Annotated in this window: 13 protein-coding genes; 8 read left to right on the top strand and 5 right to left on the bottom strand. The window is 71.4% G+C overall.

Translation table 11 applies throughout. From position 1 onward, the window contains the following. The first annotated feature begins 174 nt into the window (after nucleotides 1–174). On the top strand, nucleotides 175–1,632 hold the full coding sequence (locus RS86_RS07390) for an HNH endonuclease signature motif containing protein (RefSeq protein ID WP_052680136.1): 1,458 nt from the start codon (nucleotides 175–177) through the stop codon (nucleotides 1,630–1,632). Nucleotides 1,633–1,802: 170 nt separating this feature from the next. Here the strand turns inward: RS86_RS07390 and RS86_RS07385 are convergent, their stop codons facing one another. Then, entirely contained in the window at nucleotides 1,803–2,147 is a 345-nt protein-coding gene (locus RS86_RS07385) for an ArsR/SmtB family transcription factor (protein ID WP_082076650.1), read from the bottom strand. Nucleotides 2,148–2,247: 100 nt separating this feature from the next. Between RS86_RS07385 and RS86_RS07380 the strand changes: the two genes are divergently transcribed. Both RS86_RS07380 and RS86_RS07375 read left to right on the top strand, forming a co-directional pair. Beyond that, nucleotides 2,248–3,546, top strand: coding sequence for an FAD-dependent oxidoreductase (locus RS86_RS07380; protein ID WP_045271588.1), 1,299 nt, complete (start codon nucleotides 2,248–2,250; stop codon nucleotides 3,544–3,546). Between the two features lie 20 nt (nucleotides 3,547–3,566). Next, nucleotides 3,567–3,977: an arsenate reductase ArsC gene (locus RS86_RS07375; RefSeq protein WP_045271587.1), complete on the top strand. Its 411-nt coding sequence runs from the start codon at nucleotides 3,567–3,569 to the stop codon at nucleotides 3,975–3,977. A 29-nt stretch (nucleotides 3,978–4,006) separates the two neighbouring features. Here the strand turns inward: RS86_RS07375 and RS86_RS07370 are convergent, their stop codons facing one another. From RS86_RS07370 to RS86_RS07355, 4 genes are all read right to left on the bottom strand, one after another. After that, nucleotides 4,007–4,480: a DUF3237 domain-containing protein gene (locus RS86_RS07370; RefSeq protein ID WP_045271586.1), complete on the bottom strand. Its 474-nt coding sequence runs from the start codon at nucleotides 4,478–4,480 to the stop codon at nucleotides 4,007–4,009. After that, nucleotides 4,477–4,974 (bottom strand): MarR family winged helix-turn-helix transcriptional regulator, encoded by a 498-nt coding sequence (locus RS86_RS07365; protein ID WP_082076649.1) that lies wholly within the window; start codon nucleotides 4,972–4,974, stop codon nucleotides 4,477–4,479. Before RS86_RS07365 ends, RS86_RS07370 begins: the two co-directional genes overlap by 4 nt. After that, nucleotides 4,971–6,290, bottom strand: coding sequence for an FAD-dependent monooxygenase (locus RS86_RS07360; RefSeq protein ID WP_045271585.1), 1,320 nt, complete (start codon nucleotides 6,288–6,290; stop codon nucleotides 4,971–4,973). Before RS86_RS07360 ends, RS86_RS07365 begins: the two co-directional genes overlap by 4 nt. Nucleotides 6,291–6,396: 106 nt before the next feature. Next, nucleotides 6,397–7,083 carry a TetR/AcrR family transcriptional regulator gene (locus tag RS86_RS07355; RefSeq protein ID WP_045271584.1) on the bottom strand — a complete coding sequence of 229 codons (687 nt, stop codon included), beginning with the start codon at nucleotides 7,081–7,083 and terminating at the stop codon, nucleotides 6,397–6,399. Between the two features lie 138 nt (nucleotides 7,084–7,221). Here RS86_RS07355 and RS86_RS07350 point away from each other — a divergent pair, with 138 nt between their 5' ends. Genes RS86_RS07350 through RS86_RS07330 form a run of 5 tightly spaced genes read left to right on the top strand, consistent with a single transcriptional unit; the run spans nucleotide 7,222 to nucleotide 14,188 of the window. After that, nucleotides 7,222–8,964 carry an amidohydrolase gene (locus RS86_RS07350; RefSeq protein ID WP_045271583.1) on the top strand — a complete coding sequence of 581 codons (1,743 nt, stop codon included), beginning with the start codon at nucleotides 7,222–7,224 and terminating at the stop codon, nucleotides 8,962–8,964. Beyond that, complete coding sequence (locus RS86_RS07345; protein ID WP_045271582.1) at nucleotides 8,961–10,625, top strand: ABC transporter substrate-binding protein; 1,665 nt, start codon at nucleotides 8,961–8,963, stop codon at nucleotides 10,623–10,625. The genes RS86_RS07350 and RS86_RS07345 overlap by 4 nt, the downstream gene beginning before the upstream one ends. A gap of 49 nt (nucleotides 10,626–10,674) precedes the next feature. Further along, a complete protein-coding gene (locus RS86_RS07340; protein ID WP_045271581.1) occupies nucleotides 10,675–11,631 on the top strand; it encodes an ABC transporter permease in 957 nt (318 codons plus the stop codon). After that, entirely contained in the window at nucleotides 11,628–12,494 is an 867-nt protein-coding gene (locus RS86_RS07335) for an ABC transporter permease (RefSeq protein ID WP_045271580.1), read from the top strand. Before RS86_RS07340 ends, RS86_RS07335 begins: the two co-directional genes overlap by 4 nt. After that, nucleotides 12,491–14,188, top strand: a complete 1,698-nt coding sequence (locus tag RS86_RS07330; RefSeq protein ID WP_045271579.1) for an ABC transporter ATP-binding protein — start codon at nucleotides 12,491–12,493, stop codon at nucleotides 14,186–14,188. Before RS86_RS07335 ends, RS86_RS07330 begins: the two co-directional genes overlap by 4 nt. Nucleotides 14,189–14,218: the final 30 nt, after the last annotated feature.

The following is a 14,218-nucleotide window of genomic DNA, read 5'->3' as shown; positions in this document are numbered from 1 at the left end:
CGTCCGGTCGACTCGCGCCCCTCGCCCCTTTCTGATCGGCGCCCCTCCGCACGACGCCCTCCCCTGATCGGCGCCCCTCCCCACGATCACGATGTGATCTATCTGTGATGTTTTCCCTGTTGAGGGGCCGCTTTTGGGGGTGGGAATGTCGGTGGTCCGGTGTTGACTTGATCCATGACGAACTCAGCAGACGCGGTGGCGGATCCCGGGGTCGACCCGGTGGATCCGGTCACGGTGCTGCGCCTGCTGAGGGAGGGCCTGGCCGCGGCCGAGGCGACGATCATCCGGTTCCAGGCGTTGCGGGACGCGCAGCTCGGGGCCGCGCAGCGCGTCGCCGAGGAGATCGCCGCCCGAGACGCCGGTGGTGGCTCACCGCGGGGTGAGGCGGTGGATCTCGCGGAGCGGTCGGTCGCGGCGGAGATCGCCGGGGTGTTGCGCATGTCGGATCGGGTCGTGCAGGCCCGGATGGCACGGGCGGCGGACCTGGGGACCCGGTTCCCGGAGGTCACACGCGCGTTCGGGGAAGCGCGGATCAACGCCGCCCACGTCCGGGTGATCCAGGACGCCGGCGCCCGGCTCGATGAGACGGTGCGGGCCGAGTTCGAACAGATCGCCGTGGAGGCGTGTGCCGGGGAGACCCCGCACCGGGCGAAGCGGATCGTCGAGCGGGTCGCCGAACGGTTGGCGCCGCGGAGCCTGACTGATCGGCACCGGGAGGTGCAGGAGCACCGTCGGGTATGGCGGGAGGACCTCGGCGACGGGCAGAAGGCGCTCGGGGTGATCCACTCCGCCGCCGTGATCGACGGGATCTATGACCGGTTGACGCAGCAGGCGCGGGCGGTGAGCGTCGCGAATGCGCTGGCCGCGAAAGACGCGGCCGGCGGGGTCGGCCGTGATCCGGTCGGGCTCGGCGACCCCGGCGATGCGCGGACGATGGACCAGCTGCGCGCGGACCTGTGCGCGGACACGCTGCTCACCGGGGCCGCGTCCGGGCACGACACGAACGCCGGGCTCCTGTCCGCGATTCAGGCACGGGTCGAAGTCACCGTCCCGGTACTCACCCTCGTGGCGGCGGAGACCGCCAGCACCAGCGGATGCGGATCACCGGCGGGATCCGGGACCTCGACGCGATCCGGGACCGCGTTCGGTGTCCGTATCGAACAGCCCGCCGAACTAGCCGGCGGGCAGCCCATCGACACGCACACCGCCCGGATCCTCGCCGGCGGGGTCACCGCGTGGGAACGGGTGCTCACCCACCCGGTGACCGGGGCGATCCTCGCTGTCGACCACTATCGCCCCAACGCCGACCTCCGCCGCCTCCTGCACGCCCGCGATTCCCGGTGCCGATTCCCGACCTGCGGGCTCCCACCGGCCGCGCAGGACCTCGACCACACCATCGACGCCGCCCACGGCGGGCCCACGGAGGAAGGCAACCTCGGCGGACTCTGCCGACGCCACCACGTCCTCAAACACCAGACCGCCTGGACAGTCAAACAGCGCGGCGCCGGAGTCCTCGAATGGACCAGCCCCACCGGGTCCACCTACATCGACAAACCACCCTCACCCGTCACCTTCACCATCGAAGCCCCGAACCCACCCCCGGAACCCGACCCAGATACCCCCGGATTCTGACCAGCACGGCGGTCACCCTCGACCGTCACCCGCGAGCGCGGTCAGCGCTGCGCGCCCGGATCCTCGAGGGCACGCGTCCTGAGCGGAGCTCAGATCAGCCGGAGCACGGCAAGAGCGTCCGGAGCACAGGCCAAGTCATGCCGAGCGCAGCCAGACCATCCGGAGCACACTCAGAGCATCCGGAGCGAGGCCGCTGCGGCGTCCAGCGCACCCTCGGCGATCGCGAAGTACGCCCACTTGCCGCGCTGCTCGCGCGTCACGAGCCCGGCCTCGGCGAGCAGCTTCATGTGGTGCGAAACCGTGCCCTGGGAGAGCCCGACCGGCTCGGTGAGATCGCAGATGCACGCCTCGCCGCCCTCGCCGGCGCCGATGAGCGAGAGCAGCTTCACGCGCGTCGGATCGCCCAGCGCCTTGAACACGTGAGCGATCCGCTCGGCCTCCTCGACGCCGACCCGGGGCTCACGCACTGTGGCGCAGCAGGCGGCGTCGGCGACGATGGTCACGGGGAGCGTCATGTGCCCATCCTTCCACGTATTGACATTCATCGATAGATGATGGACGGTAGTCGCATTGAAGTCTTTCAATCTGAGACTGCTGCCGATCCGAGGAGTGCCGATGTCCGACCTGCCCGTCGTCGTCGTGGGCGCAGGCCCCCAGGGCCTCGCCGCCGCCGCCCATCTCGTCGAGCACGGACAGGACGTGCTCGTCCTGGAACGCGGGGATAGCGCAGCCGCCGCTGTCTCGGAATGGGGGCACGTGCGACTCTTCTCCGGATGGCCGGAGCTGGTCGATGCCGCAGCACAACGCCTCCTCAAGCGCGCCGGCTGGATCGCCCCCGCCGAGGGGTACCCGACCGGCCGCGAATGGGTCGACCTCTACCTCGCTCCCCTCGCCAAGGCTCTGGGGGAACGCGTCCGCACGAGCACCACGGTGACCGGCATCACCCGAGCCGGGCGCGATCGGGTCGTCGACTCGGGTCGCCGCGACGCGATGTTCACCGTGCACACCGTCGGCGCGGACGGACGGGAGGGACGCATCGCCGCACGGGCCGTCCTCGACGCATCCGGCACCTGGGCGACACCGGGTCCGGCCGGTGCCGACGGCCTTCCGGCGCTCGGCGAGCGCGCGGCCGGCGACCGGATCTCCTACCGGATCCCGGACGACGTGTCAGCGCTCGCGGGGAAGCACGTGCTCGTCGTGGGTGCAGGCAACTCCGCCGCGCACGCCGTGCTGCGACTCACCGAACTGGCCCGCACGGAACCGGAGACGAGGGTCACCTGGGTGCTCCGGCGTGGAGGCATGGGGTCGGTGTTCGGCGGCGGCGACGCCGACGGCCTGCCCCAGCGCGCTGCTCTCGGCGTCCGCGCGCGACGCGCGATGGAGAGGGGTCTCGTCGACGTGGTCACCGCGTTCCGCGTGGCGGAACTCCGCGCGGACGCGGACGGCGTCACGGCCGTGGCAGGCGACGGGCGCGAGATCCCCGGCATCGCCCACGTCTTCGCCCTGACCGGCTTCCGCCCCGACACGTCCTTCCTGTCCGAGCTGCGGATCGACCTCGACCCCGCCCTGGAGGCGGTGGCCGGCATCGCTGCCGAGATCGACCCGAACATCCACTCGTGCGGATCCGTCGGTGCGACCGGCGCACGCGAGCTGGTCCAGCCGGAACCCGGGTTCTTCATCGTCGGAGCGAAGAGCTACGGCCGCGCGCCGACCTTCCTCGCCCTCACCGGCTTCGAGCAGGTGCGCAGCGTCGCCGCGCACCTCGCCGGCGATCACGAGGCCGCGGCCCGCAACGAACTGGCCCTCCCGAGCACCGGCGTATGCGGAGGATCCGGCGACTTCGACGCGGCCGGCGAAAGCTGCTGCGCCGCCCCCGTCCTGCAGATCGGCGCGCGCCCGGTCGTCGTAGGCTGAACCCGGAAACGAGGAGACGCATGACCGCCGAAGCCGCCCCCGCCGTGCTGTTCGTCTGCGTGCACAACGCGGGCCGTTCCCAGATGGCCGCGGGCTTCCTGCGCGAGATCGCGGGCGACCGCATCGAGGTCCGCTCCGCCGGATCGCTGCCCGCCGAGCAGATCAACCCGGTCGCCGTCGCCGCGATGGCGGAGCTGGGCATCGACATCGCCGCAGAGCAGCCGAAAGTTCTCACCACGGAGGCGGTGCAGGACTCCGACGTCGTCATCACGATGGGCTGCGGCGACGCGTGCCCGTTCTTCCCCGGCAAGCGATACGAGGACTGGACGCTCGACGACCCGGCGGGCCAGGGAATCGAGGCCGTGCGGCCGATCCGCGACGAGATCCGCCGGCGGATCCAGCAGCTCGTCGGCGAGCTCCTGCCCGCCTGAGGCCGTCTCCCGACGCCGCGATCGGCGCCTCAGACGATCCGGTGCACCCGGTAGCGCACCTCTGATCCTTCCCGCCGGCACACGGCGACGAACAGGGTGCGTTGCAGGTCGGCGAATTCGGGAGCCGCCGCCTCGACCTCGAAGGTCGTCCGGAAGTAGTACGCGCCCGGATCCACCGGCTCGCCGCGCCCCAGCCGTGCGATGACGTCGGCCGACCCGCGGCGCACCCCGCGCGTGCGGATGAGCAGAGGCCCCGCGGCGGCCACCGCCGAGTACTCCGCGTCGATGCCGATCGTGCCGTCGGGGGCGATGAGCTGGCGGTCGGATCCGCCGGCCACGATCTCGGCCTCCGGAGAGCCGGTGATCCGGCCGCCCAGGATCGGCACCACGCGTCGGTGACCGGCGGAAGTGATGCCGTGATCCCGTGGGGGACCGACCTGCACCGTGACGTCGAACGCCGGCTCGAGCCGCGGCTCGGGGAGCGCCGCGAACAGGTCGCTCATCGCGATCCCCCTCGCAGCGCGGCGGCGAGCTTCTCGAGAGCCGGGACCGCGGCCGTCACGGCCTCACGATCGGCGGGATCCAGGGTCTCCAGCGCGTCCCGCAGGAGCTCGCCCGCGGCCTGATCGAAGCGGTCGAAGAGGTCGAGCGCGCGCGGCGACAGGACGACGACGACACGGCGTCCGTCGCCGTCGGCCCTGCGCCGTTCGACCAGGCCGTCCGCCTCCATCGCGCCGAGCAGGTTGCTGACCGTGGAGCGGTTCAGGTGCAGCGCCTCCGCGAGCTCGGCGGGACCGCGCTCCGCGCTGCCCGAGGACGGCAGCAGCGCACGCACGACCTCGATCTGCGCGTCGGGGATGTCGGGCAGCTCGCCGCGCTCGCGCGCCGCGGCCAGCAGGGTGCGCCGCAATGGGGAGATGACCGCGGCGAGGCGGCTCTCGGCGTCGCCCGCGGGGTCAGCAGCCGGCGCGGAACCGGCCGAGGAAAGGCCGCTCACGCCGGATCCCCGACACCGAGCGAGGCGCGCTCATTGAGGATCGACGGCGCGAAGCCCGCGGCGCGCTTGTAGGCGTTCGCGATCTCCTCGCGCTCGCTCCGAGGGATCACGTCGTCGATGCGCGCGAAGCCCTGCGGGGCGCGCTCGGCCGCGAGCAGCATGACCCGCTCCGGACCGGTCGCCCTGGTGCCCGCCAGCAGCGCGGTCATCGCGGGGCGGCGCGCGTCCTCGTAGCCGGCGAGCGCCGCGTCGATCGCCGCGCCCTCCGCGCTGCGGTCCGCCGCAGCCCCCGCATCGACGGCAGCTCCGGCCCGCGCCGCCGTGCCGAGGTGGAACGCGAGGGTGCGCGCATCGAGGATGGCCTGGGATCCGCCGTTCGAGCCGTTCGGGTACATGGCGTGGGCGGCGTCGCCGACGAGCGTGGTGCGCCCGAACGTCCACTGCGCCAGCGCATCGCGATCGACCATCGGATACTCCAGGATCTCCTCCGCGTTCGCGATGATCGCGGGCACGTCCAAGCCCTCGAACCTCCAGTCCGCGAAGAGCTTCGCGATCGGACCCGGATCCACGGCGCGGTTCCAGTCCGCACGATCCTTGAGGCTCTCGAAGGGGCCGGTCCCGCGCTGCTCGGCGATGAAGTTCAGCCGCTGACGCCCGTCCTCAGGAGCGCCCAGCGGGTATGCGACGAACTTCTGGTCGCCGTCGCCCGCCATGATCATGGTGCGCCCGTCGACGAGCACGGGCGCCTCGGCCACCCCGCGCCACAGTGTCAGCCCGCTCCATGGCGGAGCGCCCTCGGCGGGATAGCGGAGCGCGCGCAGCGCGGAGTGGATCCCATCCGCCCCGATCACGAGGTCGTAGGTCGCGGTGATCTCGCCGTCTGCCGTCGCGAACCGGACCGTCTCGGATCCGTCGTCCTCGCCCTGCACGTCCACGAGGCGATGGCCGAGCCGGATCACGTCGCCGAGGCACTCCACGACCGCGTCGCGCAGGGCGAGCTGCAGCTGGCCGCGGTGCACGGAGAGCTGCGGCCAGCGGTAGCCGGCGGCGAGTCCGCGAGGCTCGCTCCAGATGTGCTGGCCGAAGCGGTTCATGTAGACGAGGGTCTCCGGAGCGACGCCGAGCGCCTCCACACGGTCGCGCAGTCCGAGCTCGGTGAGCTCCCGGATCGCGTGCGGGAGCAGGTTGAGGCCGACCCCCAGGCCGCGGATCCGGTCCGCCCTCTCGTGCACCGTGATGTCGCGGAAGCCCGCGGCCTCCAGGCTGAGCGCGGTGGCGAGTCCGCCGATCCCCGCGCCGATGATTCCGATCCGCATCGATCTGCTCCTGTCCTCGGCGCCCTCGCCGTCCGGAATTAGTTTTGTCACAAAACTAGACCGGATGCAAGCCCGAGCCGCAACCCTGCGGAAGCAGAACAGGCGATCAGCGGGCGGCGCGCTCCGCGGATTCCAGGACGAGCTCGACCCCGAGGAAGAACAGATCGCGGTCGCGCAACGAGGCGAGCGCGACCGTGTGCGCGGCGATGCGGGGGTGACTGCGCGGATCCGCGAGCGGCGGCTCGTCGAACCACGGGCCGTCGAGGTCGCCGTCGCCGCGGTCGGCTCTGGCGCGCGCGATGCCCGCCGCGGTCGACAGCACGTGCGAGGCCATCAGCGCATAGTGGCGCACGACGCCGGCCTCATCCAGGCCCGCCGTGGTGAACGCCTCCAGCATGAGTTCGATCGCGCCGAGCTCGCCGGGGCCGTGCGTGGTGAGCGTGGTCGCCTCCGCACCGACCGCGGGGTACTGCGAATACAGATCCAGCGTGGCGCGCGCCAGCGCGCGCAGGCGCCCCTGCCAGTCCTCGACCGGCAGGTCGACGCTCCGGACGGCGCGCTGCGTGATGTCGTCCAGCAGCGCCCGCATCAGGTCGTCCTTGCTGCGGAAGTGCCGGTAGATCGCGGTCGGATCCGCGCCGAGCCGCGTGCCGAGCTCGCGCACCGAGATCGTCGTCGCGCCCGAGGCCGCCAGCTCCAGTCCCGCGGATACGATCACGCCCGCGTCCAGACGCGGGCGCATCGGCACCGCGTCGTCGACATCCCCGCCGCGGCGGACCCTCTTCGATGGCATATCCCCTCCTGCCTCTATCGTGCCACGCCCGCAACGTGCTGTCATCGCTTTAGTCAACGCTGTTGACATCGCCTTTGACTCTGGCTAGCTTTGTCGCATCCCACGGCCGTACGGCCCTGCTTCAACGACGAAAGGCGGATGATGACGACGCGCGTCTTCCACGGCGGATCGGTGTTCACCGGATCCGGATCCCCCCTGCTCGGCCAGGCCGTCATCGTGCGCGACGAGCGCATCGACCGGATCGTGCCGGAGTCCGAGCTGGCAGCGTTCCTCGGCGCAGAACCCGGCGGATCCGTCGAACTCATCGACCTGCGCGGCGCCCTGCTGAGCCCCGGCTTCCAGGATGCCCACATCCACGCGGTCGGCGGCGGCGTCGAGCTGCTGCAGTGCGACCTCAGCGGCACCGGGACCGCCGAGGAGGCGGTCGACGCCGTGCGCGCCTACGCCGAAGCGAACCCCGACGAGGAGTGGATCCTCGGGGGCGGCTGGTCGATGGACTGCTTCCCCGGCGGCAACCCGACCCGCGACCTGCTCGATGCCGCAGCCCCCGGACGTCCCGTGCTGCTGGCCAGCCGCGACCACCACAGCATCTGGGCCTCGACCGGGGCGATCGAGCGCGCCGGGGTCACGAGCGAGACCGCGGATCCGGCCGACGGCGTGATCATCCGCGAGGCCGACGGCCACCCCGCGGGCACATTCCACGAGGGCGCCGGCGAACTCTTCAACACGGCGCGACCTGTGACCGGCGAAGACCTGCGCTACCGCGGCCTGCTCCGCGCCCAGGAGGAGCTCATCGCCCTCGGCATCACCGGCTGGCAGGACGCGATGGTCGGATCGAGCGCGGTCGGGGTGCCGGATCCGCTCACGGCCTACGAGCAGGCCCTCGCCGAGGGAACACTCGCGGTGCACGTCACGGGCGCGCAGTGGTGGGAGCGCGACGGCGGCATCGAGCAGGTCGAGCGCATGGTCGCGCAGCGCCACCGCATCGCCGCCCTCGGATCCCCCGAGCGCCTCGAGCTCGGCACCACCAAGATCATGGTCGACGGCGTGGCGGAGAACCACACGGCGGCGATGCTCACGCCCTACCGCGACGCGCATGGCCACGACACGCACAACCACGGCCTGAGCTTCATCGATCCGGAACGCCTGCGCGAGTACGTCACGGCGCTCGACGCGGCGGGCCAGCAGGTGCACATGCACGCGCTCGGCGACCGCGCGGTGCGCGAGGCCCTCGATGCGCTGCAGGACGCCCGCGACGCGAACGGCCCCACCGACGGCCGCCACCACCTCGCGCACCTGCAGATCGTGGCGGAGGAGGACGTGCCGCGGTTCGCGGAGCTCGGTGCGATCGCGAACCTCCAGGCGCTCTGGGCCACGCACGAGGATCAGCTCGACGAGCTCACCCTGCCGTTCCTGCAGGAAGGTCAGGAGGCGCGGCAGTATCCGTTCGGCGACTTCGTGCGGGCGGACGTTCGCCTCGCGGCCGGCAGCGACTGGCCGGTCTCCAGCGCCTCCCCGGTCGACGCGCTCCACATCGCCGTCAACCGCACGACCCCGGGATCCGACCGGGAGCCCCTGGCGGGCGCGCACCAGCGCCTCGACCTCGCGACCGCGATGGCCGCCTACACCTCCGGCTCCGCCTACGTGAACCACCGCGACCACGACACCGGCACCATCGCCCCCGGCTTCCGCGCCGACCTCGTCGTGCTGGATCCGTCGCCCTTCGACCTGCCGGTCGAGGAGATCTTCCGCAGCCGCGTCGTGCAGACCTGGATCGACGGGCGCCGGGTGTACGCCGCCGAGAGCGCCCTCGCCACCGCGGAGGCCGCACCCACGACCGAGAGCACCGCCCGCACCGAGCTCGAAGGAGAGCTGTCATGACCCGAACCCGCCTCCCCCGTGTCCCCCGCCTCCCCCGCGTCGTCGCCGTCGGCGCCGCGGTGCTGATCGCCGCGACATCCCTGACGGCCTGCTCCGGCAGCGCGAGCGGCACCTCCACCGGATCCGCCGGGTCCGACTGGAAGCTGACCACGAAGACCGCCGCGGCCACCGGCGACATCGACTCCTACTCCTTCGCGCTCTACGCGGAGCCGGCGACGCTCGACTACGCGTACGCGTTCGACTACCCCGACAACCAGGTGCTCGCCAACGTGTGCGAGTCGCTGCTGCGGCTGAACCCCGACTACTCGCTGAGCCCTGGGCTCGCGAGCTCGTTCTCGAATCCCGACCCGCTCACCTGGGTGTACGAGCTGCGCGACGGCGTGACGTTCCACGACGGCACCCCGCTGACTGCCGCCGACGCGGTCGCCTCGATGCAGCGGATCATGGACCCCTCGGTCGGATCCGCCTGGTTCTCCGTCTATCAGAACGTCGAATCGATCACGCAGACCGGGCCGATGGAGGTCACGGTCAAGACGAAGATCCCCGACTCGCAGTTCAACCTGGGGATGGGCGGATCCGCCGGCGTCATCGAATCGGCCGCCACGCTGGCAGCGTCGGGCAAGGACTACGGCAACTCGACCGGCGGGGTGAACTGCACCGGCCCGTTCCAGCTCCAGCAGTGGAAGTCGGGCGAATCGCTCACCCTCACCCGCTACGACGGCTATTGGGACAAGGACCTGCGCGCCAAGTCCGCGAAGATGACGTTCGCGATCATTCCCGACGCCACCGCGCGCGTGAACGCGCTGAAGTCAGGAAACGTCGACGGATCCTGGATGATCCCTCTCGAGGCCGCCTCGCAGCTGCAGGCCTCGGGCAAGGGCGACGTCCTGTACGCGCCGTCGAGCGCGACGAGCAACCTCGTCGTGAGCAACACGAAGGGCACGCTGGGCGACAAGCGCGTGCGCCAGGCGCTCATGCTGGCCCTCGACCGCAAGGGCATCCTCAAGGCCGCCTCGCAGAACATCGGCGAGGTCAGCGACGTGCTGACGACGAAGCTGGTGTGGGGATCCGCCTCCGATACGGCGACCAAGACGGCGTTCGACGACGTCACGCACTACCAGCAGGACCTCGCGAAGGCGAAGAAGCTCGTCGAGGAGGCCGGCGCGACGGGCAAGGAGCTCGTCTACGTGACCGCCCCGATCGGCAACGACTTCTCCGTCGTCTCGCAGGCCACCCTGGCCGCCGCGCAGTCGATCGGCCTGAAGCTCACCATCAAGACGGTGACCCCCGCGCAGTACACGGCGCTGTTCAGCGACCCGAGCGCCAGGGAGGGCGTGGATCTGTTCTACACGGTCTGGTACCTCTCCAGCCCCGATGCCCTCGAGATGTACGGCGTGCTGCGCACCGGCGACTTCAGCAACTACGGCGGCTGGAGCGACAAGGAGTTCGACGACACCGTCAACAAGGCCGTCGGCACATTCGATCCGGCCGAGCGCAGCGCCCTCACCGCGAAGGCGCAGCAGATCGCGAACGAGGAGCTGCCCTGGCTGCCGCTCGCCGCGGGTCCCCTGCCGCTGTTCCTGGGCAAGCGCATCACGGGACTGCAGCCGTCGATGGCGTTCCTCTACTACCCGTGGGCCGCCCAGATCGGCAAGCGATGAGTCCGGCGCACGCTGAGCGCAGCGCCGAGATCAGGACAGCACGGATCCGATGAGCACCGTTCGTCGCGTCGCGGGGAAGCTGGGCGGGCTCCTGCTCACCCTCTTCCTCGCCTCGCTCCTCGTCTTCTTCTCCCGCTTCCTCGTGCCGGGCGACCCGATCCGGTTCCTCCTGCGCGGGCGCAAGCCCTCGCCCGAGGCGATCGTCGAGGTCACCGCCCAGTACGGCCTGGACCTGCCGCCGTGGCAGCAGTACCTGCGCTGGATCGGGGGCGTTCTGCACGGCGACTTCGGCCGCTCGCTGCAGTTCCGGCAGGACGTCACGACCGTGCTCGGCGACCGCCTGCCGGTCACCCTCATGCTGGTCGTGATGGCCGGGGCGATCATCGCCGTCGTCGGCCTCGTCGGCGGCGCGGTCGCAGCCCTGAACAAGGGACGCGCGGCGGACCGCGGCATCCTCATCGGCCTCACCGTGCTCGGTGCGATCCCGTCGTTCGTCGGATCCATCGTGCTCATCTCGGTCTTCTCCGTGCAGCTGGGCTGGTTCCCCTCCTTCGGATCCGGATCCGGATTCTGGGACACGGCGTTCCACCTGGTGCTGCCGTCGATCGCGCTCGCGATCGTGTTCATCGTGCTGGTCGGCAAAGTCACCAGATCCGCGATGGTCGAGCAGCTGAACCGGGAGCACGTCGAGGTCGCCATCTCGCGCGGCGTCCCGCGGATCGCCGTGGTGCGCCGGCATGTGCTGCGCAATGCGCTCGGCCCGATCCTCACGGTGTCCGGCCCGCTCGTGGCCGGCCTCATCGTCGCGAGCTCGATCGTGGAGCAGGCCTTCGGGCTCTCCGGGATCGGATCCCTGCTGGTCGGCTCGGTCGACCGGCTCGACTTCCCCGTCGTGCAGGCGATCGTCCTGCTCGTGGTCACCGCGTTCGTCCTGGTGAACGCGATCATCGACATCCTCGAACCCTGGATCGACCCCCGATCCGCTGCCGGAGCAGGAGCACGATGACCTCCTCAGCCCCCACCCTCGCCGTGCGCGTGCTGCGCATGCCGAAGAAGATGCGCGGACGCGGCATCGTGATCACGAGCATCGTGGTGCTCGCGATCGTGACGCTCGCCGCGATCCTCGCCCCCTGGGTCTCGCCGTACGACCCCGACGCGGTGGACTTCACCGCGTTCTACGCCCCGCCGTCGGCCGCGCACCTGCTCGGCACCGACTCGCTGGGCCGGGATCTGCTCAGCCGGATCATCTGGGGCGGGCGCACGGCCCTGCTCGGCCCGCTGCTCGTCGTCGTGTTCTCCACGGTCCTCGGCATCCTGCTGGGCCTGGTCGCCGGCTGGCGCGGCGGCTGGGTCGACGCCGTACTGGGCCGCATCTTCGACGTGCTGTTCGCCTTCCCGTCGCTGCTCATCGCGATGATGGCCGTCGCCCTGTTCGGCAAGGGCCTGATCGCGCCGGTGATCGCGATGAGCATCTCGTACGCGCCGTTCGTGGCACGACTCACCCGCTCGCTCGTGGCGGCGGAGCGCACCCGCCCGTACGTCGCCGCGTACCGCGTGCAGGGCTTCGGCGGCGCGTGGATCGCGCAGCGCAGGGTGCTGCCGAACGTCGCGCCGATCGTGGGCGCGCAGTCGACGCTGAACTTCGGCTACGTGCTCGCCGAGCTCGCGGGACTGTCGTTCCTGGGGCTCGGGGTGCAGGCGCCCACGGCGGACTGGGGCGCGATGATCAACGAAGCCCAGGCCGGCATCGCCGCCGGGCAGTTCCTCCCGGCGATCGCGCCCGCCATCGTGGTGGTGCTCGTGGTCGTCGCCGTCAACATCGTCGGCGAGGACCTCTCCGACCGCATCGGAGGGGAGATCCCCGCATGACCGGATCCGCAGTTCTCGACACGTCAGCACCGTCGTCCGCGACCGCCCTGCTCGACATCCGCGAGCTCACGCTCGACCTCGCCGACGGCACCCGCCTGCTGCACGGGATCTCGCTGTCCGTCGCGCCCGGCGAGACCGTGGGCCTCGTCGGCGAATCCGGATCCGGCAAATCGCTCACCGCGCGCACCGTGCTCGGCCTCACTCCGGACAGGGCGGAGATCGGCGGATCCGTCTCAGTGGACGGCCGCTCACCGCTCGCCCCCGCGACGCTGCGGAGCATCCGCCGTGCCGACGCCGCGATGGTGTTCCAGGACCCGAGGGCCGGCATCAACCCGATGCGCACGATCGGCGATCACCTCACCGAGGCGCTGCGGCTGAACGAGGGCTGGTCCCGGTCGCGGGCCAGGGCTCGCGCCGCGGAGCTGTTGGCCGACGTGCGGCTCCCCTCCCCCGCCGAGCACCTCGACCAGCACCCGCACGAGCTGAGCGGCGGGATGCTGCAGCGCGTCATGATCGCGGGCGCGCTGACGACCTCGCCCCGCCTGCTCGTCTGCGACGAGCCGACCACGGCCCTCGACGTGACCACGCAGGCCGAGATCGTGCAGGTGCTGCGCGAGCTCTGCGCCGAACGCGGCATGGGCATGCTGTTCATCACGCACGACCTCAACCTCGCCGGATCCCTGTGCGACCGGCTGGTCGTGATGAAAGACGGCGCCGTGGTCGAGGAGGGCCCCGCCCTCGAGGTCCTGCGCGCCCCGCAGGCCGAGTACACCCGCCGCCTCGTCGCCGCGACCCCCCGCCTGACCGGCGACATCGGAGTGATCTCGTTCGGGACTGCTTCTGACCGCGAGACTGCAACTGGGCGACGAGACAGCGCTCAGGAGCCGCAGTCTCGTCGCGGAGATGGAGTCTCGCGGGAAGGGCGGACCGTCGAGGTCAGCGGAGTCTCGAAGACGTACCGGGTGCGCGGGCGCGGCGAGGTGCACGCGGTGGCCGATGCCACGCTGCGGATCCCGGCGGGCGGGGCGCTCGCGGTCGTGGGCGAGTCCGGATCCGGCAAGTCCACGCTCGCCCGCATGATCGTCGGACTGGAGCAGGTCGACACCGGCACGATCCGGATCGGCGGACGCGATGCCGGAAGCGTGCCGAAGGGTCGCGAGGAGCGCCTCGCCCGCGCGAAGAGCGTGCAGATGGTGTTCCAGGATCCGTACCTCTCCCTGGATCCGCGGATCCCCGCCGGGCGGGCCGTCGCCGACGTACTGCGACTGCACGCGGGACTCGACAAGGCCGCGGCGAACTCCCGCGCGCTCGAGCTGCTGACGGCCGTCGGACTCGGCGAGGAGCACGCGGTGGCGCGCCCGAAGACGCTCTCCGGCGGGCAGCGGCAGCGCGTCGCGATCGCCCGTGCGCTCGCGATCGAGCCCGACCTGCTCGTGATGGACGAGGCGACCAGCGCCCTCGACGTCTCCGTGCAGGCGCAGGTGCTGGACCTGGTCGCCGACATCCGCCGCCGCCAGGGCCTCACCCTGCTGTTCATCAGCCACGACCTGGCTGTGGTGCGCAGGGTCTGCGAGCAGACCCTCGTGATGCGTCGCGGAGAGATCGTGGAGCGTGGCGCGACGGCCGAGCTCCTCACGAACCCGCAGCACGAGTACACCCGCCTGCTGCTCGACTCCGTGCCGGTACCGGCCTGACCGGGGTCGGGGCTGGCCCGGTCGGGCTGG

This window comes from Microbacterium azadirachtae, assembly GCF_000956505.1.
Classification (GTDB): Bacteria; Actinomycetota; Actinomycetes; order Actinomycetales; family Microbacteriaceae; genus Microbacterium; species Microbacterium azadirachtae_A.
Note: the sequence above shows the minus strand (reverse complement) of the source record. Positions and strands in the feature narration are given on the sequence as shown.